The sequence below is a fragment of the Acinetobacter sp. OYA S30 genome (assembly GCF_033599315.1).
Taxonomy (GTDB): Bacteria; Pseudomonadota; Gammaproteobacteria; order Pseudomonadales; family Moraxellaceae; genus Acinetobacter; species Acinetobacter baumannii.
This window is the reverse complement of the sequence record NZ_JAWVAV010000009.1, coordinates 94,183-117,106: the sequence shown is the minus strand read 5'-3', so window position 1 is coordinate 117,106 and position 22,924 is coordinate 94,183. Positions and strand designations below refer to the sequence as shown.

The window sequence follows — 22,924 nt, the reverse complement described above, 5'->3', positions numbered from 1 at the left end:
TATGAGGCAAACACAAAGGAGCTTGGTGGAGCCAAGCGGGATCGAACCGCTGACCTCTACAATGCCATTGTAGCGCTCTACCAACTGAGCTATGACCCCAGTTTGTGTGAGCGCAATATTAGGGCGAATGCGCTCACACGTCAATAAAAAAATGAATTAAGCTTCGCTAGTTGCTTCATTTTTCGGCAATTTTAAACTTTCATTAAGCTTTTCCCAGTTTTTTACCTCTTTTTTACTCGGTGCACCTACAATTTCTAGCGCATGTCGTAAGCGAGCAAAGGTTAAGTCAGGGCCAAGCGTAACCATTGACTGCATAACTGGTGTTGAACTTGTTGAGCCAGCAATTGCAATAAAGAACGTTGGCATGAAGTCACGTAATTTAATGCCCATCTGATTTGCCAAATCCATTAAAGTTTGACTAACTGTGTCGTTATTCCAAGTAAACTGACTTTCAAGACGCCAAATTGCGAATTGTAAACTTTGACGAACTTGCTCTTGAGTCAATTTTTTACTTTCAAACATTTCAGCCGTAATTTGTGGCATATGGTTAAAGTAGAAACCAGCCCAATTTACAGCTTCGGAAAGTAAATTAATACGTGGTTGAATAGCGGCAGCAATGTCTTCTAAAGTGCTGCGATCACTTTTCCATGTCAATAAACGGTCTAATAGTTGTCCTGGGGTTAACCCTTTAATCCATTGACCATTTAACCAATTGAGTTTTTCAACGTCAAAAATTGGCCCACCTAGTGATACGCGTTGAATATCAAAGTTATCCATCATGTCTTGTAATGTGAAAACTTCTCTTTCATCCGGCATTGACCAACCCATACGGCCTAAATAGTTGAGTAAGGCTTCTGGTAAAACGCCGATATCACGGTAGTAGTTAATTGAGGTCGGGTTTTTACGTTTAGATAACTTCGATTTATCTGGATTACGAAGCAACGGCATATGGCAAAGCGTTGGCATTTCCCAACCAAAGTATTGGTAAAGCAATTGATGCTTCGGTGCAGACGGAAGCCATTCTTCACCACGTAATACATGCGTGATTTCCATTAAATGGTCATCAACAACGTTAGCTAAATGGTAGGTTGGTAAACCATCTGTTTTAAGAAGCACTTGCATATCGACTTGTGCCCAAGGAATTTCAACTTCCCCACGCAGTAAGTCGTTAAATTTACATACGCCTTCTTCAGGCACTTTCATACGGATAACATGAGGTTCACCCGCTTCAAGACGTCGAGCTACTTCTTCTCGAGACAGCTTTAAACCACGACCATCGTATTTTGGTGTTTCGCCACGAGCTTGCTGCTCGGCACGCATTTGGTCAAGTTCTTCTGCTGTAGCAAAACAATAAAAAGCATGACCTTTTTCAACAAGTTCTAACGCGTATTGCTTATAAATTCCCATACGCTCTGATTGGCGGTAAGGAGCATGAGGACCACCTACATCCGGACCTTCAGACCAATTTAAGCCTAACCAGCGTAGAGAGTCTAAAATCATTTTTTCAGATTCTGGCGTAGAGCGAAGCTGGTCTGTATCTTCAATTCTTAAAATGAATTCCCCGCCATGCTGTTTCGCAAAACACATATTGAATAGGGCGATGTAGGCAGTACCAACATGTGGGAAACCGGTAGGAGAAGGTGCAATACGAGTACGAACTTTCATAGTTAATGGGTCAAAATAAAAATTGGAACTATTATAACGAAAAAGCCCAGTATTCTGACGTTTTATTTAACGACAGTCTGGGCTGAAATTGAAACGATGAGGGGTCGTTTCAAATATTAAGAAGTGTGCGGCTGGAAGATTGCCTGAACAAAACGTGAAAAACGTTCATGCTGTGCTGCAAGAAAGTTTTGAGTTGGTGTAACACGGATAGTATTAAGTACTTTTAACTCATCATCTGTTGATGGAAGTACAATAGTGTTACGTTTTTGCTGATCTAAAGCTTTTTCAATAAGTGAAGACTGTTTATCTGAAAGACTTTTACTTGGTGTATCTTTCAGTACGGCTGCTGTAGACAGTTGCGATGCAAAACTAAGCACCAAACCCAAGCTTAAAGCTTTTCCATAATGAATTTTCATTTTCTGTTCATCCCCTCAGTACATTTCGTCTATTTTTTGAGTTTAACCAAATGTAAAATTACGGTAACGCTACGATTCAAACATAAATTTTAATAAAAAAGTAGAACTATGTCACACTTTTTACAAAAAATACCTTTATTTTACGCTGGTACCTTTAAATGTAGCCTATGTGTATCCATTACGTCTCATTATTTAACAAATTAATGTGTAGATAAAGTGAAGACTATAAATAAACTATAAGAATAATTACAAAACTTTTCAAAAAGGAGAAGGAAAAATTAGAGTTAACTATATCTTTTAAAGTGATTAGTAAAACATTTATTTATATAACTATTTGATTGAAAACTAAAAAAATAAAAATATAGTAGACGTTAAAAGTAAAAGTGGTTTTTATAAATGAAAAGAATAGCAATAATTGCAGTCGCTACGTATATGGGGTTGGCAGTAAGTGCTGTGCAGGCGGCGACTACATTTTTAAATGTCTCTTATGATCCAACTCGAGAATTTTATCAGGAATATAATCAGGCATTTGGTAAGTTCTGGAAACAACGTACCGGGCAGGACGTGGATTTTAAACAATCCCATGGAGGCTCAGGTAAACAGGCTCGCGCTGTAGCAACTGGTCTTGAGGCAGATGTGGTGACCTTAGCCTTAGCCAATGATATTGATGAAATTGTAAAAGCAGGCTTTATCCAGCCAAACTGGCAAAAAGAATTCCCTAATAATTCTGCACCGTATACCTCTACAGTTGTGTTTTTAGTAAGAAAAGGCAATCCAAAAAATATTCGTGACTGGAATGATTTAACTAAACCTGGTGTTGAAATTATTACGCCTAATCCGAAAACGGGTGGGGCACCGCGTTGGATTTATCTTTCTGCATGGGGATATGCTTTAAAGCAGCCGGGTGGAAATGATGCTAAAGCCAAAGAGCTGGTTAAAAAACTTTATCACAACGTTAAGGTGTTAGATTCGGGAGCGCGAGGCTCGCTTACTACATTTGCTGAGCGTGGAATTGGAGATGTTCTACTTTCTTGGGAGAACGAAGCACTATTGGCAACGAAAGGTCTCGATAAAGATAAATATGAAATTGTTTACCCATCAATTTCAATTTTGGCAGAACCATCTGTTGCCATTGTTGACAAAACAGTCGACAAAGACGGTAACCGTACTTTGGCAAAAGGTTATCTCAACTTTTTATACTCACCTTTAGGTCAAGAGTTGGCTGCTAAACACTATTTCCGTCCTCGCAATCCTCAAGTTGCTGCTAAATATGCAGCACAATTCCCAAAAATTAAATTATTTACGATCAATGATGTTTTTGGCGGTTGGGCAAAAGCTCAGAAAACCCATTTTGCCAATGGAGCCATCTTTGATCAGATTTATGATGGAAAGCAGTAGATAAAATTTTGGTAGAGTAGAAGTTTAAAAATTAGTTTACTTTTTTATAGTGAAGCAAGTGAGCCTGAAAAGGTGAGCTTGCTTTTTTGTTTTGCTTAAAAAATGAAAAGAAAACGGTTTTCTCTATGAAAAATTAATATTTTCCTACAAAAAGCCGTTTGGTGTTAGCCATAAACAAGGTGATAATGTGCAGTTACATTTTTACGCTATGATTTAACTCCTATGTCGCATATTTCTGTCTTACTTTTTGAGACCGTTGAAAGCTTATTGGCAGATCGCACAACTGGGGTGTATATCGATGCAACCTTTGGACGAGGTGGGCATACGCGCTTGTTATTGTCGAAACTCGATGAAAACGCCCGAGTATATGCTTTTGATAAAGACCCTCAAGCTCTGGAAGTTGCGGCTGCTTTAGCACAAGAAGATCCAAGATTTACGATTATTCATGCAAGTTTTGCTGATATTAAGGAAAAAATGCAGGAAATTGGGGTGCAAAGTGTCGATGGAATTATGGCAGACTTAGGTGTGTCCTCTCCTCAACTCGACCAGGCTGAACGCGGCTTTAGCTTTATGCAAGATGGCCCGTTAGATATGCGCATGGATAACTCTAAAGGATCGACTGCTGCCGAATGGTTACTTGAGGTAGAAGAGGAAGATTTGGCAAATATCATTTATCAATATGGTGAAGAACGATATAGTCGCCGTATTGCTAGAGCAATTAAACAGGCCGGAAAATTGGATACTACGGCGCAATTGGCTGAAATAGTAAAAACAGCCCATCCAAAATGGGAAAAGCATAAACATCCGGCGACACGTACGTTTCAGGCAATCCGTATTGCTATTAACAAAGAACTAGATGATATTGAAGTATTTTTACCGCAAGCTGTAGACTTGCTTAAACCAAAAGGGCGTTTGTCTGTGATCAGCTTCCATTCGCTTGAAGATCGGTTGATCAAACAGTTTATTCAAAAAGAATCAACTCTAGCAGAAGATTCTGGTTGGGGGATGCCTCAACAGCAGGTTGATACGAGAAGATTAAAGAAAATTTCACGGGTTCGTGCGAGTGAAGAAGAAGTAAAAGCGAATCCACGTTCACGTAGTGCATGGCTTCGGGTTGCTGAACGCTTGGAACAAAAAGGCGCGTAATGAAAAGCAGTGATGAAATCGAAACCACAGAAAATAAAGTGGTCAAAAAAGTTGTGGTATATGCAGTCATGGTGGCATTGGTTTTTATCAGTGCCATGATGGTGGTATTTCAAGTATTTGAATACCGTCATGATTATAGAGAGTTAAGCTCTTATATGCGTGAACGTGATGACCTCAATGCTGAATGGGGGCGTTTATTGATTGAGCAACAAACATTTGGTGCGACTGCTCAAATTGGTACACGTGCTGTGACACAATTACGAATGTTTTCGCCACCTGCTGCAGAAACGGTGGTAATTTCTTTACCGATGACCTCAGAGCAAAATAAGTAAGGCCTTGCTGTATGGTAGATAAGCGAACAAAGCAAACACGAAAAAAACAGCAGTCTATTTCGGAAAAACCAAGTCTTGCCTTTGATATGTGGCGGTTTTATCTGCTCTGGGCGGTAGTGCTACTGTGTTTTGTGGTATTAATTGCACGTGCATTTTATGTTCAAGTCATTAATAAAGACTTTTTGCAAAATAAGGCCAATGCCAATATTTTGCGTACTGAACGTATAGAGGCTATGCGTGGAGTGATTAGTGATCGCCACGGTGTACCTTTAGCGATTAGTAGTCCAATCATGAAAATTGTGATTGATCCGCGTGATTATTTTGAGACCAAGCATTTATATGATCAAATTACGGCTGAACTAAAACAAGATCCAAACAACCGTAAATTAAAACGCCAATTGCCAGATAAAAATTTAAATCTTGATGAACTTGCCGACGTGGTGGGTGTTGATCGTGCTGATCTTAAAAAACAGATGAATGCGCGTCCGCGTTCTCGCTATCTGGTTTTGAAAAAAGAAGTACCTCCTCAGCAAGCTGACCTCATTATGAAAGGTAATTTCCAAGGGGTGTATGCAGAAAAAACTTATAAACGTTATTACCCGCAACCTCAGCCAAATGCCCAAATTATTGGTTTGACCAATAGTGAAGGTCAAGGTATCGAAGGCTTGGAAATGCAGTTGAATAAGCAACTGTCAGGTGTAGACGGTGAGCAAAAAATTATTCGCGATAAGCGTGGTAACCGTTTAAAAGTTTCTGAGGTAATTCGTGAGGGTGAACCAGGTGAAAATATCACTTTAAGTATCGACTCACGTTTGCAGTACATTATGTACCGTGAATTAACGGCTGCAGGTGTGGCTAACAATGCGCGTTCAGCAACAGCAATTGCAGTTGATGTTAAAACAGGTGAAATTCTGGCAATGACCAGTTGGCCATCTTATAACCCGAATGATAAGAATGGCTTATCAAATAAAGATGCTATGCGTAACCGTGGTGCGATCGATATGTTCGAGCCTGGTTCAACCATGAAACCTTTTACTATTTCTGCAGCTTTAGAAACGGGTCAATACACACCAAATACGATTGTAAATACCTCTCCTGGCTCAATGCGTTTAGGCTGGCATACTATTCGTGATACCCATAACTACGGGGCTTTGACCGTAAGTGGTGTCATTATTAAGTCTTCAAACGTGGGTTCTGCAAAAATTGCATTATCGCTTCCGAAAGAAACCTTGCCGAGCTTCTTTAATCGCGTTGGTTTTGGTAAGCGTTCTGCAGTAAGGTTCCCTGGGGAAAGTTCAGGTCTGGTTTTACCTGTTAATAAATTAAATTCTTCTCAAATCGGGACCATGGCATATGGTTATGGCTTAAACGCGACAATCCTTCAATTGGCTCAAGGTTATGCCATGCTTGCAAATCATGGTGTCAAAATGCCATTAAGCTTGCATAAACTAGATCAGCCACCTAAAGGTGAGCAAGTTTTAAATCCGAAAATTGCCGATCAAGTTTTGTTAATGCTTGAGCAAGTGACTATGCCGGGTGGTACTGCAAAACAAGCCAATATTCCTGGTTATAGGGTAGGTGGTAAAACAGGTACTGCACATAAATTGCGTGCAGATGGTAAAGGATATTCAAATAATGAGTATCGTGCCTTATTTGCGGGCGTCGCACCAATTAGTGATCCACGTTTAGCCGTTATTGTAGTGGTGGAAAACCCACAAGGTCGCTATTACGGTGGTTTGGTTGCCGCTCCAGTTTTTGCTCGTATTATGCAAGAGTCGTTGCGCTTAATGAATGTGCCGCTTGATAAGCCACTTAATACTCCAGAAAATCCTATTCGCAGGTAAGCTATGACTGTTTCTTTTCAAGAAATTCATCCAATCGAAATTGATGCTCAATGGCCTCAACAGCCATTTCACGGCTTTAGTTTAGATAGTCGTAAAGTTGAAACGGGCCAAATTTTTATTGCTTTGACAAGTTATAGCCAGCCTGAAAAAACGCGTACATTTGCTGAAGCGGCTTTAGCAAATGGAGCGTTGGCTGTCATTAGCGAAACCGAATTAGGTGTAGCAAATGAATGGGTATGTCCTGATGTGCGTCAGCGCATGGGAGAGTGGCAAAAACGTTATTTGCAACAAGCTGATGTAGTAAAACCTCTACGGATTATTGCTGTAACAGGCACAAATGGTAAAACAACAATTTCTCGTTTAATTGCTGAGTTAATTAGTTCACAACAGCAGCGCTGTGCAGTGATGGGGACAACAGGGAATGGTATTTTACCGAACTTAACGCCTTCTACGCATACTACCCTCGACGCTCTACAGTTACAAAATGCACTACATGATTATGCTAAACAGGGAGCAACTTTTGCTTCTTTAGAAGCAAGTTCACATGGTCTTGAACAGGGTCGATTAAATGGTTGCGATATTGAAATTGCTGTTTATAGCAACTTAAGTCGTGACCATCTGGATTATCACGGCACTTTAGAAGCTTATGCAGAAGCAAAGGCGTGTTTATTTCAGTTTAATTCGTTAAAAGTCGCTGTTGTTAATTTAGATGATGCACATGCTGACTTGATGATTAAATCCGCCCAAAATAATCCAGCACAACCTAAAATTTTGACTTACTCACTAGCTCAAAATACAGCTGATTATTACATTACCGATTTAAGCTATAGCTTGGCGGGTGCAACTTTTAATTTAGTAAGTCAGCAAGGTTCATTTGCGGTAGAAAGCCCATTATTAGGTCATTTCAATGTTGAAAATTTAATTGCCGCACTCATCGCTGCTGAGCAAGCTGGTTTCGATTTACAGGCATTGGTTAATTTTGTTCCTAAACTAATTGGTGCGCCAGGCCGAATGCAAGTTATTCGTGATGATGAGCGATTATTTGTAGTGGATTATGCGCATACACCAGATGCATTGATTCAAGTGCTTAAAACATTAAAGCGTCATGTTTCGAATCAGCTTTGGGCGGTGTTTGGATGTGGTGGTGACCGTGACCGTGGTAAGCGTCCACTCATGACTCAAGCAGCTTTGGATGGCGCAAATCCTGTTATTCTGACTTCAGATAATCCAAGAACAGAAGACCCTGAACAAATTTTTGCTGACATGAAGCAAGGAATCGATTTTTCAGGGCATCGTATGCATGAAATTCATGACCGCCGTGAAGCAATTAAATTTGTTGCAGAGCAAGCTCAAGCTGGTGACATTGTAGTGATTGCCGGCAAAGGACATGAAAATTATCAAGAAATTAATGGTGTGCGTCACTGGTTTGATGATGTGGTTGAAGTGCGTTCCGCGATTGATGCCCAACATCATACGGTAGATGCTGCTTACCCTGCACAATAGGAAAAATTATGCATACTTCAACCACCAGTACCGTGCCTTTGGAACCGTGGACAGCTCAACAATTACAACAGGCAACACAGGGTTACTGGCATAAAGACCAGATCCCTCAAAGTGAAATTAAACGTATTTTGACTGACTCGCGTCATGCAGAAAGTGGGGATGCCTTTTTAGCACTAAAAGGTGAACGTTTCGACGCGCATAATTTTGTCGCGCAAGTGGCTGCAAATGGTTGCCAAGTCGCTATTGTCGAGCGGCCTATAGATGCAGAAATTGCTCAGCTTGTAGTTGCCGATACCCGTTTGGCTTTAGGGCAACTTGGTGCGTATCGCCGTGAACAAAATGCTCAATTGAAAGTAATTGCTTTAACGGGCAGTAGTGGTAAAACCACCACCAAAGAAATGCTAGGAAGTATTTTGTCTCGTTTAGCACCTACATTGATTACCCGAGGCAATTTAAATAATGACCTTGGTGTGCCGATGATGTTGCTTGAGCTTCGAAAGGAGCATCAGTATGCGGTGATGGAACTTGGTGCAAATCATCAAGGTGAAATTGATTACACATCAAAAATTGTTCAACCGCATGTTGCTGGCATTTTAAATATTGGAACTGCTCATTTGGGTGAGTTCGGCGGGCGTGATGGCATTTGCCGCGCTAAATCAGAAATCTATCGTCATATTTTACCTCAGGGCGTTGCTATTGTTCCGCAACAAGATGACTTTACCGCTGAGATTCGTGAAGCAGCCAAAAGCCATCAAATCATGAGCTTTGGTGTTGGTGGTGATGTCTTTGCTACAGAGATTGAATTGTTGCCACAATCTGTCAATTTCCAGTTACATACGCCTCAAGGTTCAAGTTTTGTAAGACTGCCGTTTGCGGGTGAGCACAATGTGCAAAACGCAACTGCAGCAGTAGCATTTGCTTTGGCGTTAGGTGTTAGCTTGGAAGATATCGTAAAAGGTCTAGAGCAAGCACAAGGTGCAAAAGGTCGTTTGAATTTTATTCAAAAAGCGCCTCATTTATTTATTGATGATACTTATAACGCCAATCCAACATCTATGCGTGCTGCGGCACAAGTATTACTTCAGCAAAATGGCATTAAAGTCATGGTGATGGGTGATATTGGGGAGTTAGGTGATAGCAGTTGGCAAGAACATCACGATTTAGGTCGCGATCTTGCTGAGCTTCCTTTAGACCATATTATTGCAGTTGGGCAGTTTGCCTCAGCAGCTCTCGAAGGCGCAGGTCTTCATTCTACTAAATTGAAAGCATTTCAGACTCAAGCTGAGGCGCTTCCATTTTTAATCAATCTAATCCAAACACATCAACCCCAGTCCATGAGTTTCCTGTTTAAAGGTTCTCGCTTTACTCATATGGAAACGTTGATGGCTGATTTGATGGAGAAACTTTAAATGCTGTTATGGTTGTTTGAACAACTTGCGGGCTATCACAGTTCGTTTCAGGTTGTTCGTTATTTAACATTACGTTCTTTACTCAGTGTATTAACGTCACTGACCATTGGTTTGGTTCTCGGACCAATCATGATTCGTAAATTACAAGCGTTAAAATACGGTCAGGCAGTAAGTTCGTTTGCTCCTGAAAATCATGCTAAGAAAATGGGTACACCGACGATGGGTGGGATTTTAATTCTGCTCTCAATTGGTATTAGTACTTTATTGTGGGCTGATTTATCTAACCCTTATGTTTGGATTGTACTTGGTGTAATGGTTGTGTTCGGTGCGGTTGGCTGGGCTGATGACTGGATTAAAATTCGCTATAAAGATAATGCTGGTCTACCTGCCCGTAAGAAGTTTTTCTGGACTTCTGTTGCATCGCTGGGTGCTGGTATTGCGTTATATTTAATTGCTACCCAACAATCTAATGCAGAATACACAGCAAATATGCTGGATTTATTGATTCCTTTCTTTAAGAATCTTTCAATTCCGCTTTCTATTGTTCCTTTAGGTTTAGCATTTATTGTATTTACCTATTTAGTAATTAATGGTGCCTCTAATGCGGTTAACCTAACTGATGGTTTAGATGGTTTAGCCATTATGCCAGTAGTTATGGTAGCGACGGGCTTAGGCGTATTTGCGTATTTATCTGGTGATATTCGTTTTGCCAACTATTTGCATATTCCTTATGTGAAATATACCTCTGAACTTGTGGTGATCTGTTCTGCCATGATTGGTGCAGGTTTGGCATTTCTTTGGTATAACGCACATCCGGCGCAAGTCTTTATGGGTGATGTGGGCGCTTTAGCTCTAGGCGCAATGCTTGGAACCATTGCCGTTATGGTTCGCCAAGAAATTGTATTCGCAATTATGGGCGGTGTTTTCGTTATGGAAGCGGTATCGGTATTCCTGCAAATCGGCTCATTACGAATGCGGAATAAACGCGTATTTTTGATGGCACCTTTGCACCATCACTATGAAAAACAAGGCTGGAAAGAAACCCAAGTAGTCATCCGTTTCTGGATTATTACGATTATGCTGGTTGTTTTAGGCCTAATGACCTTAAAATTGCGCTAGAACTTATTTTGGTGTCAATATAAAGCCAGTTTCTACTGGCTTTTTTTATTGGAGAGGTAAATGATAAAAGTTGCTGGTCTAGACCAATTATCTGTAATTAATCAAAAAGTAGTTGGAGAGGGCGAAGTCTTACCTCAAGTTGTGCTTAAAGATGGAAGTCAGGTGCAAACGGGAACTGTCGCGACGATGCTGCATAATATTGAACTCTATAATGCGGGGCAAAGAGGGCAAATTGAAGAAGAGTTGAAGATCGCAATTCCAACTTTAGTTAAAGTGGGCTTGTTTGATTTGTTTGAAGTAGATGAATGGATTAAGGGAACAAATGCAGGCCGTACATTTGTTGGAATACACGCTAAGGCTTATTTACAACAAAAAGAACAAGAGAATAATTAAACGTGACTACGCAAAATTTAATGTGCCCTGTGTGTCGTCAACGACTTGAGCTGGTAAGCAAAACATGGCGGTGTGAACAGGGTCATAGCTATGACATTGCAAAGCAAGGTTATGTGAACTTACATGTTGTACAGCACAAACATAGTAAAAATCCGGGGGATACTCCTGAGTCTATAGATGCGCGCCGTGCTTTTTTACAAGGTGGCTATTATCAACCTTTACAGCAAGCAGTAGTTCATTTGCTGAAAGATCTTAAAGCTAAAATGGTACTTGATATTGGCTGTGGCGAGGGCTATTACACCAGCGCAATGCAACAGGTCGTTGAACAGTGTATAGGTGTAGATATTGCAAAAAATGCAGTACAACGCGCAGCAAAGTTAAATGACAAAGTGACATGGGTGGTTGGTACAGGAGCAACTTTACCGGTCATCGATCAAAGCATGGATGTGTGTACGAGTCTTTTTAGCCCGATTCCCCAAACGGAAATTCTGCGTGTTTTAAAAGATGATGGTTATTTAATTGTTGTGACTCCAGCAACCGATCATTTGTATGCGATGCGTGAGGCGCTGTTTGAACAGGTTAATCCTCACACACCACAGAAATTTGTTGAACAATTGCAAGATTTATTTGAGTTGAAAGAACAGCAAGTTTTTGATGCTCCTTTAGTACTTGACCAGCAAGCTTTAAAAAATCTTATTGCAATGACTCCCTATGCTTATAAGGCATCTCCAGAACGTCGTATGCAACTAGAACAGAAAGTACACTTACAAGTGACCGCATCTTTTCAAATTTATCTTTTTCAAAAGCGTAATAAAAAAGCCATCTAACGATGGCTTTTTTATTTTTACTCAATTTGATTAATCAAGTTTTCTAATTCATCTTTTTCACGCTTCGGCGCTGCCCCTTGCGAAGGTTTCATCGCTGGAGGTGTTGTCTTGGAAGGAATCACAATTTCCTCACCAGGTAAGTCATCGAAGTCATTATTGGTGGTTTTAGGTTGTGGTGGTGCAGGACGATAGAGTGGACGTGCTAATGGAGGGGCAGCACGATATGTTTTCTTATCGCCTACTTCAGTTGAGACTTCTTGCTTATCGCGAGAAATAGGTGCCTGAGCATCTTTTTCTAAACGAACCCAAGCAGCTGGTGTTCCTTGCAATGCTTGACCCATAAAGTTAATCCAGATCGGTAATGCAGCAATACCACCATACTCACGGCGACCAAGTGTAGTCGGCTGGTCAAAACCAACCCATGTTACAGTTACTAACTTGCCATTAAAACCTGCAAACCATGCATCTTTTGCATCGTTAGTCGTACCTGTTTTACCTCCTAAATCACTACGGCCAATCTTGAGTGCAGCACGACCTGTGCCATGCTCAATTACGTCACGTAAGATATTTGCCATGTCATAAGCAGAGCTTGATTTTAAAATGCGCTGAGCTTGACGATATTGACTGTTATTTTTGTCCGTCTGTTTAAGGTTAAGTTGTTTGGTTGCCTTTTCTTTCTGCTCTAGCTCTTTATTTGTGACTTCAACAACTTGATCGTCTGGAGTAGTTACCTGTGCATCGTCAGTTGTCTCAGGAGCATTAATACATGGAATACATGCATATTCTGGCTTGGCTTCGTAAATGACTTTACCGTATGCATCTTCAATACGCTGAATAAAATGCGGTTGAACACGGTAACCACCGTTTGCGAATGTTGCATAACCAGTTGCCATTTGAATTGGTAATACTTGAGGCGTACCTAAAGCAATGGTGTAGTTACGTGGAATTTGATCCTCTTGTAAACCAAAATCCATGAATAATTGGCGAGTACGTTCAATTCCTACAGTTTGTAAAAGTCTTACTGAAACCGTATTACGAGACAAATACAAAGCACGGCGTAACGGGATCATGCCTAGGTAGCGACCATCAGAGTTCTTCGGTGTCCACTTGCCAATCGTAATAGGGCTATCATTCACCATACTATAAGGTGTCATGCCACGTTCTAATGCTAAAGCATAGAGGAATGGTTTGATGGTAGAACCTGGCTGACGCCAGCCTTGTAAAGCACGGTTAAATTTTGATTGATAGAAATTATAACCACCTACAATTGCTTCAATTGAGCCATCGTTTGGGTTAATTGCAATGAGCTGACCTTGTACTTTTGGTACTTGAACTAGTGACCACGCAGTTTTAGCTTCATTTGGACGTAAACGAACAATATCTTTAACTTTAACAATTTGAGATGCACGAGAAGGTGCTGCACCTACGCTATTTGCATTGCGATAGGGACGGGCCCATGACATGCCGGACCATTGCACGGTTACTGTTGAGCCATCTTGCATTAATGCTTCAAAAGAGCTGCTATTTACCTTGGTAACTTGCGCCGGATAAGTGTTGGCATATGCTCTAAATTCGCTTAATGGCTTATCATGTGCTTCTGCACCACGCCAGCCATGACGACGGTCATAAGCTTCAAGGCCGTCCTGCACAGCTTTTTCCGCAATCGCTTGGCGTTTCGCATTAATTGTTGTGTAGACTTTATAACCAGAATCAATTGCTTGTTCACCAAAATGTTTTACAAGCTCTGAGCGGACCATTTCACCTGCGTAGGGGTGAATATTATTTAGGTCACGGTTGGGCATATTCAAATTGATTGGCTCTGCAACGGCCTTTTGATATTCCGCTTGAGAAATATAACCAAGTTGAAGCATTCGGCCTAAAATCCAGTTGCGACGTTCAAGTGCACGCTCAGGGTTAACAACTGGATTATATTTAGATGGTGCTTTAGGCAAGCCGGCAATCATGGCCATTTGGGCAATGCTGAGCTCATTAATGCTTTTGTTGTAGTAAATCTTTGCAGCTGCTGCGATACCGTAAGCATTTTTACCTAAGAAAATCTTATTTACATAGAGGCTTAAGATGTCTTCTTTAGATAAGTTTTGCTCAATTTTTCTAGCCAAAAAGATTTCTGTTAGTTTGCGTTTTAATGTTCTTTCTGGACTTAAATAATAGTTCTTTGCGACCTGCATCGTGATGGTTGAACCACCAGTTTGTACATCAGAACCAGTCACACTTTCACTCAAAGCACGACCTAAACCTTTAAAACTAATGCCGCTATGTTCAAAGAAAGAAGAATCTTCTGCTGCTAGGAATGCATGAATAAAATTAGGAGGAATTTGTTTGTATTCAACCGGAATAGAAAGTTTACCACCGTATTCAGCAATGAGTTGATTATCGGCTGTATAGACTTGCAATGGTTTTAAAAGCGGTGCTTTTTTTAGTGAACTCATTTCCGGAAGCGTTGGGGCAATATAGAGATACATGCCATAGAATCCCATCGGAAGTGAGACTAAGATAATAATAATGATCAAAAAAATTGGACGCACGAAGCCCAAACTGGATAGCTTTTTCATGATAAGTAAGCTTTAATAAGATCGAATACAAACTAATTGTGGTCAGTATAGCCTTTAGACATGCGGATTGTTAGATGAGATATTGTATCCGTGTAAAAATAAAGACCGAGATTATTGGTTTGTAATTTTTTTTGGGGATAAAAAAATAATAGGACAATAGTGTGCTCAGGTTATATCGTAAACCTAATAAGGGGTTAATGGGTGTCGATATTAGTTCGACTTCTGTTAAGTTGTTAGAGCTCTCTGTCAAGAACGGTAAATATTGGGTAGAAAGCTATGCTTTGATGCCTTTACCCGAAAACAGTGTAGTTGAAAAAAATATCTTAAATCCAGAAGCAGTTGCAGAGGCTTTGGAACGGGCGATGAATTTAGCAAATCCCCAAACCACTCATGCTGCAATTGCTGTTCCGACATCGACGGTTATTCATAAAACTATCGAAATGGATGCAGATATGAGCGATGACGAACGCGAAGTTCAGATTCGTGTAGATGCGGAGCAGTATATACCGTTCCCTTTAGATGAGGTGAGCCTTGATTTTGAGGTTTTGCCGGATCGTCTTGCGAATCCAAATCGTGTAAATGTGCTCTTGGTCGCCACAAGAACAGAAAACGTTGAAACACGCGTTGAAGTGCTTGAATTGGCAGATTTAAATCCTAAATTGGCTGATGTCGAAAGTTACGCGGTTGAGCGCGCTTTTAGCGTGTTTGCTGATAGCTTACCGATAGGTGCAAATACCATAGGGATTTTAGATATCGGCCATACCATGACGACATTATCTGTCATGCAAAATGGCAAGATTATTTATACACGAGAGCAGGTTTTTGGCGGAAAACAACTTACGCTTGAAATTCAAAGTCGTTATGGTTTGTCTTTAGAAGAAGCAAGCCGAGCGAAAAAAGATCGCTCTTTACCAGATGATTATGAAATTGAAGTGCTAGACCCATTTCTAGATGCGGTAGTTCAGCAGGCGGCCCGCTCACTACAATTTTTCTTTTCCTCATCCCAATTTAACGAAATAGACCATATTTTGCTCGCTGGTGGAAATGCGAATATTCCAGGCCTTGCCAAGCTTTTGCAGCAAAAATTAGGTTACCGTGTCACGATTGCCAACCCGTTTTTACAAATGGGCTTTTCTCCTCAAGTCGACGTTCAAAAAATTGAAAATGATGCTTCATCTTTAATGGTGGCATGTGGCTTGGCTTTAAGGAGTTTTGATTAATGGCAACAATTAATTTACTGCCTTGGCGCGAAGAGCTGAGGGAGCAACGAAAAAAACAATTTATAACGTTATGTTTTGGGGTGGTTGTTTTGGGGATTACAACCGTATTTGGGGGATGGTTTTATTTTGACCATAAATTAGATGATCAAGAGCAAGCGAATCAGCTCATTATGAGCACAAATCAGAACCTTGATCAGCAATTAAAAACATTAAACGGCTTACAGGAACAGCGTGATGCCATTATTGAACGCATGAAGTTGATCCAAGGTTTGCAGAGTCAACGTCCAGTAGTGGTAAGACTTGTTGATGAGTTAGTTCGAGTCACACCACCAGCTATGTATTTAACGAAATTTAGCCGAACCGGAGATAAGTTTACGATTGAAGGTAAAGCTGAGAGTCCAAATACAGTAGCCGAACTACTCCGTAATCTTGAAGCATCTCCTTGGTATCGTAATGCTTTTATGAACTCTTTCTTGGCTAATGAAGAGAAAAAAGATAAGGCTGCAAGTTCTCTTCTTCCTAGGGTGGAAGACCACTATGGTAGTTTTGTTGTGACTGTCGATTTGGGGGAAATGGGCGTGGCCACAACGGATGATTCTGCTAAGCCATCTACAGGTGAAAGTGTGGGGGCTGCTAAATGAGTCAAGACGAACTTCAAGAATTGTCATTAGAACAATTATCTGCAAAGAAAAAGAAATTTAATCTCGATAAATTCCTTCAGCAATTTAATACGCTGGATATGAACAACTACGGTAGTTGGCCAATATCTGTAAAAATTACGTGTTGGATTTTTATTTTCTTTGCTGTGTTAGCTTTGGGGTATTTCATTGTTATTCAACCGAAATTACAAGTTATTGATAATGCTCAAGCTCAGGAAAGCAATTTATTAAACGAATTTCGTGAAAAAGACTCGAAATTACGTAACCTGCAACAGTATCAGGTACAGCTTCAAGAAATGCAGGCAAATTTCAACCAGCAACTAGAGCAGTTACCAAAAGAAACTGAGATTCCGAGTTTAGTTGAAGATATCAACTTAACAGGAGTGAACTCTGGATTGAAATTTAAAAATATTCGCTTGGAAGATGAAGTAAAGCAGGAAATTTTTATTGAGCAACCAATTGCCATAGAAGCGACCGGGGACTATCACGCATTTGGAGCTTTTGTAAGTAGTATCGCTGCTTTGCCTCGTATTGTAACCATGCACGATTTTACTGTTGATGTATCGCCAGCTAAAGATAACAAGTCTGATATTCCTGTGCTGAACTATTCCATTAAAGCAAAAACATACCGATACGTAGGGGCAACAGATACATCGGAGCAAACAGGCAAAGCTCCAGCAGCATCTGCTTCAACGAACACTACTGTTCAGCCGAAATAGGAGAGTTATGATGAAAATTAAGCAAATTACTCTTTATGTTTTGGCGTGTACTGTGCTTGTCGGTTGTGATTCAAGAATTGATGCAGTAAATCAGGAAATGGCCAATATTCGTAATCAGCCGCCACTCCCTATTGAACCAGCACCGATTTTTACTCCTGTACCACAATTTAATTACGCTGCTCATCAATTAAAAAGCCCATTTATGCCAAGTTCTCTAGCTGCCGAGCTCAAGATTATGGCGGGGAAACGGGTTTATCCGAATTTCTCACGTGCGCCGCAACCACTCGAAAGTTATGCACTTGAAGCTTTAAATATGAAAGGGAGCATGCGTAATAATCGAGGGCACATATTGGCCTTGATCCAGACACCGGATCAGCAGATTGAACGGGTACAAGTGGGTAACTATATGGGTATGAATCAGGGCCGTATTACCCATATTAGTCCAACCCAGATTGATCTGGTTGAAATCGTACCAGATGGTCGAGAAGGCTATGTCGAAAGACCAAGAACATTGGTCTTGATTGGGCCTGCACCCTAAAATTTAGGGAGTAACAACGAAAAAATATTTTTAAAGATTATTTAATTGGGGATGGTCAGACAATGAATCACGTATTCCGTCAGTTTTCTATGGGGGCTGTAGCTATTGCGATTATGCAGGCTGCATCTGCACAGGTCAGCATGACCAACATTGTACCAATGCAAATTGCAGGTCAGGGCACAGAAATTAGAGTCATGTTTAATGGCTTGCCACCACAACCACAAGCTTACCAACTTGAAAATCCTTCACGTTTAATACTTGATTTTGATAAGGCTCAGCAAGGTTTAAAACAGTCTAAAATTAGTGTTGCAACTAATGAGGCAAGTTCTGTAGATGTTACTTCAGATGACCAGCGTTCACGTTTAACTGTAAACCTAAAAGATGCTGGAGCATTTACAACACGAGTCGAAGGTAATACCTTTATTTTAAAAATTAATTCTGCTCAAACAAGTAATAAGCCGCTACCTGTGGTCTCAGTTCAACCACAAGGTGTTTCAAATATTGGCTTTCAACGTGGTAGTCAGGGAGAAGGCCTGGTTGTTGTAGATCTTTTAGGAAGTAATACGCCTGTAGATGTTCAGCAGCAGGGTAGTAAAGTCGTTATAAGAACAATAGGTACAAAAATCCCGACACATTTAGCACGTCGCTTAAATGTAAATGATTTTGCAACCCCCGTTTCAAGTATCGATGCTTATAATGATAAAGGGGTTGGTGTAATAACTATCCAGTCCTCTGGTAGCTATGAATATATGGCCTATCAGGCAGAGAATAAGCTCACGATCAGTTTGAAACGTCCCCAAGATAAAAATGTTACCTCTTTATATAAAACGCCGAATTATTCAGGAAATAAACTTTCATTAGACTTCCAAGATATTGAAGTACGTCGTGTGTTGCAATTACTTGCTGATTTTACAGGCATCAATATGGTAGCTGCCGATAGTGTACAAGGTAATATCACACTACGTTTAAAAGATGTACCTTGGGATCAGGCTCTTGATATTATTTTAAAAACTAAAAATCTTGATAAACGCCGTAATGGCAATGTGATTTGGATTGCTCCAGTTGCAGAATTGATTAAGGCGGAAGAAGAAGAAGCGAAAGCTGTTGCACAAAGTGTCAAACTTGCACCCTTACAGACTGAGTATATTCAACTGAAGTATGCTAAAGCTGGCGATATTATGGGTCTCATTACACAAGGCTCAAATAATAGTAATGGCTTACAGCATACTTCTGGTGGAGGGACCTCAACTTCAACCAATTTAAATACTGGAGTTGATAGTCTAGGCAATAATGTGGGTAGTTTGCTTAGCCCGCGTGGCACTATTACTCAAGATGACCGAACCAATACTCTTATTATTAATGATACTGCTCAGTCAATTGATCAAATTCGTAAAATGATTGACTTGCTTGATGTGCAAGTTAAACAGGTTATGGTTGAGGCACGTATTGTCAGAGCCTCTACGTCATTTACCAAAGAACTTGGTGTGAAGTGGGGCATTCTGTCGCAAGGTATTACCAATAACAACAATTTGCTGGTTGGCGGTAGTGAAACAACTTTATGGAATTTACGCGAACCTAAAAAAGATGAAACTACAGGTGGGTATAAATATACGATTGAGCGCCCAGATAACTTAAACGTGGATTTAGGAGTTTCTAATCCTGCAGGAAGTATTGCTTTTGGCTTGATTAGTATGTCTGACTTTATGTTAGATCTTGAATTGTCTGCTTTACAAGCGGATGGTTATGGTGAGGTTATTTCTACCCCTAAAGTCATGACTGCCGATAAACAAACAGCGAAAGTTGCAACTGGTCAACAAGTTCCATATCAATCTACAACTAACTCTGCAGCAGGTTCAACTGCTACAACATCTTTTAAAGATGCTTTGCTGAGTTTAAATGTGACACCAAGTATTACACCTGATGGCAAGATTCAAATGAAGTTGGATATTTCTAAGGATTCTGTAGCGGGTGCGGCTCCAAATGGAGAGTTGATTTTAAATAAAAATAATATCAACACCAATGTATTGGTAGATAATGGCGAAACTGTCATTTTGGGTGGTGTTTTTGAGCAAACGACTATGAATTCACAAACCAAAGTTCCTTTCTTTGGTGATATTCCTGTTGTTGGGCGTTTATTTAGAAAAGATGTAAAGTCTGATGATAAACAAGAGTTGCTGATTTTCGTTACACCACGAATTGTTAATGACACTTTAGCGAGAAATCATTAATATATTTTTTAATGAAAGCAATTGAAATAGGTGGCGCCTTGCCAAGCAAAGCGTTTGAAACCCTACCAAATATTTATTTGGTAGGGCCCATGGGGGCAGGAAAAACAACCGTTGGACGTCATTTAGCAGAACTATTAGGGCGTGAATTTTTAGATAGTGATCATGAAATTGAGCGCAAGACAGGGGCTACTATTCCCTGGATTTTTGAAAAAGAAGGAGAAGTCGGCTTCCGTACGCGTGAAACTGTCGTTTTAAATGAGCTTACTTCACGTAAGGCATTAGTGCTTGCCACAGGTGGCGGTGCTATTACTCAGGCGCCTAATCGGGAGTTTTTAAAGCAACGTGGAATCGTTGTTTATCTATATACTCCTGTCGAATTACAACTACAAAGAACCTATCGCGATAAAAATAGACCTTTATTACAAGTTGAAAATCCTGAACAAAAATTGCGGGATTTATTAAAGATCAGAGATCCTCTGTATCGTGAAGTTGCACACTATACGATTGAAACGAATCAAGGTGCTGCACGTGATCTTGCCCAAAAGATTTTGCAACTTATTCTATCGAACAAGTTAAAATAGACGAACTGACTAGTGGTTTTATAAATTCATGCAAACTTTACATGTTGAATTAGGCGAACGCCGTTATCCTATTTTCATTGGTAGCCAACTTGACCCGAAACAATTACTAGAGCCTTATATTCATGGTCAACAGGTCATGATTGTGAGTAATGTTACGGTTGCGCCTTTATATTTAAGCCACTATCAGGAAGCTTTGGAAAGTCTAGGTAAAACGGTTGCGACCTGTATTTTACCTGATGGCGAAAAGTATAAAGATATTCAGCATTTAAACTTAATTTTTGATGCATTGCTTGAAGCTGGTTTTAACCGCGATTGTACGGTTTTAGCTTTAGGTGGTGGCGTCATTGGTGATATGGCTGGTTTTGCTTCTGCTTGTTTCCAACGTGGCGTTTATTTTGTACAGGTTCCTACGACCTTACTTTCACAAGTAGATTCAAGTGTTGGTGGAAAAACAGGAATTAATCATCCGCTTGGCAAGAATATGTTAGGTGCTTTTCAGCAACCACAAGTCGTTTTAGCTGACATGGCACAATTGAATACATTGCCAGAACGTGAGCTCTCGGCCGGTTTAGCCGAAGTAATTAAATATGCACTTTTGGGTGATGAAGATTTCCTGGTTTGGCTTGAAGAAAATATGGATGGCCTAGTTGCAAGAGATGCTGACCTTTTAGCAGAGGCTGTTTATCGTTCATGTGCTCATAAAGCCCGCATTGTTGCCAATGATGAGAAAGAGCAAGGTGAACGTGCTTTACTTAACTTAGGTCATACTTTTGGCCATGCGATTGAGTCGTATCTAGGTTATGGAACTTGGTTGCATGGTGAGGCTGTAGCAACTGGAATGGTTATGGCGGCAGATTTATCACAACGTTTGGGTTGGATCTCAAATGAAGATGTGGCACGTACAAAAAAAATCATTCAACGTGCGAATTTGCCGATATCATGTCCACCAATTCCATTGGATGATTTCCTTGGATATATGGCTCATGACAAAAAAGTTCTTAATGGGCAATTACGTTTGGTGTTGTTAAAACAACTTGGGCAAGCTGTAATTACTAAGGACTTTGATGTTGAACTTATGAAACAAGCTATTTTGGCGAATCAACACGGATAACAAATAAGGTAAAGCATGACTGTATCACGTACACTTTGGCAGAATGTTCAACAATATATCTGGTTGGTTGGTGGTATTGTCTGCTTATTCCTTGCTTTTATTTTTTGGGTCATAACTGATAATAAAAAACTGGTTGAGGTTGAAAAGTCAGCTGATTCCGATGCACCTGTACAAATTCAGCCAGAGAAAGTTGCAACCACTCCTAACTTAGGTGCTTTAGCTGACGAGGTTCGTCCACTGGATTTAACAACGCGAACTGTGGCGTCAGGTGAACATGAGCCTGAGTTTCGTGGCACAAAATTTATTAATGAAAATAAAAAACAATGGACGCTTGAGTTATTCAGAGCTTCTGATGAAGACATCATTAAAAACTTTTTAAAAAGTCGTACTGATCGTAATAAGTTTATTTATTTCCGCTTAAGCGGAGAACAACAAGCAGAACAGTATGTGTTGGCTTACGGAACATTCAAACGTTCAGAAGATGCGGTTCAGCAATTAACACAGATTAATTTGCAGTTACCTGATTCGGTTAAACCTCAGCCACAGCAGTTCTCAAGTTATGCCCCACTGGTAAATGATTTGGGGGCAGATGAGATGAAAGGTGGCAATAATCAGTTATATGAAGTTAGATTGCGTCCAGCGGCTTTGCCTAGAATTGATGAATCTTTATTAATGTCAGCTCCAGCGAGTGGTACCCTAAACACTCAGCCAAAACCTGCTAATAATAACTCAGCTACAAAAACTACTATTGTGCGTCGTGATGCGGCAGGGAATGTGGTTGATGTACAGCAATCGAATTCTAATATTGATCAGCCAAATAAACCTGCACAGACACGGGTTAATGAGAATCAACCCAAAAATGCTACAAATGAGGGCACAAGAGGGAACTAAATCACCTTAATTTGTGCTCTAAAATAGTGCAAATATATGGTGTATTAATATTTTTTGACCAGATGTGGTGCATATTTAGTCATTTTTTAACATGATAACGTGAATAAAATAATTATATTTATAATAAATATAAAGATTTAGGCCTATTTTTCTATTTTGGCACACTTTTTGCTTTATTGTTGTGCTTATTAATGTGCTGCAAACTATTTTAGCCTCTAAGAAGTGAATTCTATGCAGAGTCGTGGGGTCGAACTGCTTTAAAAGAGTGCGAAATAAGTCAAAACATTTTTCTAGCAAAACCAGTGTACGTAAAAATGGAACAGCGTATATTGGCTTATCCGCCCAAAATTTT

At 40.2% G+C, this 22,924-nt stretch carries 20 protein-coding genes and 1 tRNA gene; 17 read left to right on the top strand and 4 right to left on the bottom strand.

The features are described from left to right. Positions 1-23: 23 nt before the first annotated feature. From R5R67_RS07085 to R5R67_RS07075, 3 genes are all read right to left on the bottom strand, one after another. Positions 24-99 (bottom strand) — tRNA-Ala (locus R5R67_RS07085). 57 nt (positions 100-156) lie between these two features. Beyond that, positions 157-1,665, bottom strand: a complete 1,509-nt coding sequence (gltX, locus tag R5R67_RS07080; protein WP_000868426.1) for a glutamate--tRNA ligase — start codon at positions 1,663-1,665, stop codon at positions 157-159. Positions 1,666-1,781: 116 nt separating this feature from the next. Continuing rightward, positions 1,782-2,081 carry a hypothetical protein gene (locus tag R5R67_RS07075; protein ID WP_000690905.1) on the bottom strand — a complete coding sequence of 100 codons (300 nt, stop codon included), beginning with the start codon at positions 2,079-2,081 and terminating at the stop codon, positions 1,782-1,784. A 396-nt stretch (positions 2,082-2,477) separates the two neighbouring features. Here R5R67_RS07075 and R5R67_RS07070 point away from each other — a divergent pair, with 396 nt between their 5' ends. The 9 genes from R5R67_RS07070 to R5R67_RS07030 all read left to right on the top strand — a co-directional run bounded on the left by R5R67_RS07070 (position 2,478) and on the right by R5R67_RS07030 (position 12,052). Continuing rightward, positions 2,478-3,479 (top strand): sulfate ABC transporter substrate-binding protein, encoded by a 1,002-nt coding sequence (locus R5R67_RS07070; protein ID WP_001981590.1) that lies wholly within the window; start codon positions 2,478-2,480, stop codon positions 3,477-3,479. Positions 3,480-3,701: 222 nt separating this feature from the next. Then, positions 3,702-4,625 (top strand): 16S rRNA (cytosine(1402)-N(4))-methyltransferase RsmH, encoded by a 924-nt coding sequence (gene rsmH, locus R5R67_RS07065; RefSeq protein ID WP_000018349.1) that lies wholly within the window; start codon positions 3,702-3,704, stop codon positions 4,623-4,625. Continuing rightward, positions 4,625-4,957 carry a cell division protein FtsL gene (gene ftsL / locus R5R67_RS07060; protein ID WP_000842465.1) on the top strand — a complete coding sequence of 111 codons (333 nt, stop codon included), beginning with the start codon at positions 4,625-4,627 and terminating at the stop codon, positions 4,955-4,957. Before rsmH ends, ftsL begins: the two co-directional genes overlap by 1 nt. Positions 4,958-4,968: 11 nt before the next feature. Continuing rightward, on the top strand, positions 4,969-6,801 hold the full coding sequence (gene ftsI, locus R5R67_RS07055) for a penicillin-binding protein PBP3 (RefSeq protein ID WP_000227936.1): 1,833 nt from the start codon (positions 4,969-4,971) through the stop codon (positions 6,799-6,801). A gap of 3 nt (positions 6,802-6,804) precedes the next feature. Then, the gene (locus R5R67_RS07050) at positions 6,805-8,304 is read left to right on the top strand and encodes a UDP-N-acetylmuramoyl-L-alanyl-D-glutamate--2,6-diaminopimelate ligase (RefSeq protein ID WP_000218536.1); all 1,500 of its coding nucleotides are present in this window, start codon (positions 6,805-6,807) and stop codon (positions 8,302-8,304) included. A gap of 8 nt (positions 8,305-8,312) precedes the next feature. Beyond that, entirely contained in the window at positions 8,313-9,713 is a 1,401-nt protein-coding gene (locus tag R5R67_RS07045; RefSeq protein WP_000557493.1) for a UDP-N-acetylmuramoyl-tripeptide--D-alanyl-D-alanine ligase, read from the top strand. Further along, complete coding sequence (mraY, locus tag R5R67_RS07040) at positions 9,714-10,832, top strand: phospho-N-acetylmuramoyl-pentapeptide-transferase (RefSeq protein WP_000928089.1); 1,119 nt, start codon at positions 9,714-9,716, stop codon at positions 10,830-10,832. It begins immediately after the preceding gene. Positions 10,833-10,892: 60 nt separating this feature from the next. Continuing rightward, positions 10,893-11,225, top strand: coding sequence for a hypothetical protein (locus tag R5R67_RS07035; RefSeq protein WP_000598371.1), 333 nt, complete (start codon positions 10,893-10,895; stop codon positions 11,223-11,225). A 2-nt stretch (positions 11,226-11,227) separates the two neighbouring features. Next, the gene (locus tag R5R67_RS07030) at positions 11,228-12,052 is read left to right on the top strand and encodes a putative RNA methyltransferase (protein WP_100223340.1); all 825 of its coding nucleotides are present in this window, start codon (positions 11,228-11,230) and stop codon (positions 12,050-12,052) included. 17 nt (positions 12,053-12,069) lie between these two features. Here R5R67_RS07030 and ponA read toward each other — a convergent pair whose 3' ends face one another. Next, entirely contained in the window at positions 12,070-14,625 is a 2,556-nt protein-coding gene (gene ponA, locus R5R67_RS07025) for a penicillin-binding protein PBP1a (RefSeq protein WP_000736673.1), read from the bottom strand. Positions 14,626-14,786: 161 nt separating this feature from the next. Between ponA and R5R67_RS07020 the strand changes: the two genes are divergently transcribed. The 8 genes from R5R67_RS07020 to R5R67_RS06985 all read left to right on the top strand — a co-directional run bounded on the left by R5R67_RS07020 (position 14,787) and on the right by R5R67_RS06985 (position 22,572). Beyond that, a complete protein-coding gene (locus R5R67_RS07020; protein WP_031950501.1) occupies positions 14,787-15,845 on the top strand; it encodes a pilus assembly protein PilM in 1,059 nt (352 codons plus the stop codon). Further along, the gene (locus R5R67_RS07015; protein WP_000201223.1) at positions 15,845-16,486 is read left to right on the top strand and encodes a PilN domain-containing protein; all 642 of its coding nucleotides are present in this window, start codon (positions 15,845-15,847) and stop codon (positions 16,484-16,486) included. The genes R5R67_RS07020 and R5R67_RS07015 overlap by 1 nt, the downstream gene beginning before the upstream one ends. After that, on the top strand, positions 16,483-17,223 hold the full coding sequence (locus R5R67_RS07010) for a type 4a pilus biogenesis protein PilO (RefSeq protein ID WP_000076105.1): 741 nt from the start codon (positions 16,483-16,485) through the stop codon (positions 17,221-17,223). The genes R5R67_RS07015 and R5R67_RS07010 overlap by 4 nt, the downstream gene beginning before the upstream one ends. Before the next feature lie 10 nt (positions 17,224-17,233). Then, positions 17,234-17,761: a pilus assembly protein PilP gene (locus R5R67_RS07005; protein WP_000695068.1), complete on the top strand. Its 528-nt coding sequence runs from the start codon at positions 17,234-17,236 to the stop codon at positions 17,759-17,761. A gap of 62 nt (positions 17,762-17,823) precedes the next feature. Next, entirely contained in the window at positions 17,824-19,989 is a 2,166-nt protein-coding gene (gene pilQ, locus R5R67_RS07000; RefSeq protein ID WP_001017035.1) for a type IV pilus secretin PilQ family protein, read from the top strand. Between the two features lie 11 nt (positions 19,990-20,000). Continuing rightward, a complete protein-coding gene (gene aroK, locus R5R67_RS06995) occupies positions 20,001-20,570 on the top strand; it encodes a shikimate kinase AroK (RefSeq protein ID WP_000643712.1) in 570 nt (189 codons plus the stop codon). 28 nt (positions 20,571-20,598) lie between these two features. Continuing rightward, the gene (gene aroB / locus R5R67_RS06990) at positions 20,599-21,681 is read left to right on the top strand and encodes a 3-dehydroquinate synthase (protein WP_001193995.1); all 1,083 of its coding nucleotides are present in this window, start codon (positions 20,599-20,601) and stop codon (positions 21,679-21,681) included. A gap of 15 nt (positions 21,682-21,696) precedes the next feature. Beyond that, complete coding sequence (locus tag R5R67_RS06985) at positions 21,697-22,572, top strand: hypothetical protein (RefSeq protein ID WP_000218796.1); 876 nt, start codon at positions 21,697-21,699, stop codon at positions 22,570-22,572. The last annotated feature ends 352 nt before the right edge of the window (positions 22,573-22,924 follow it).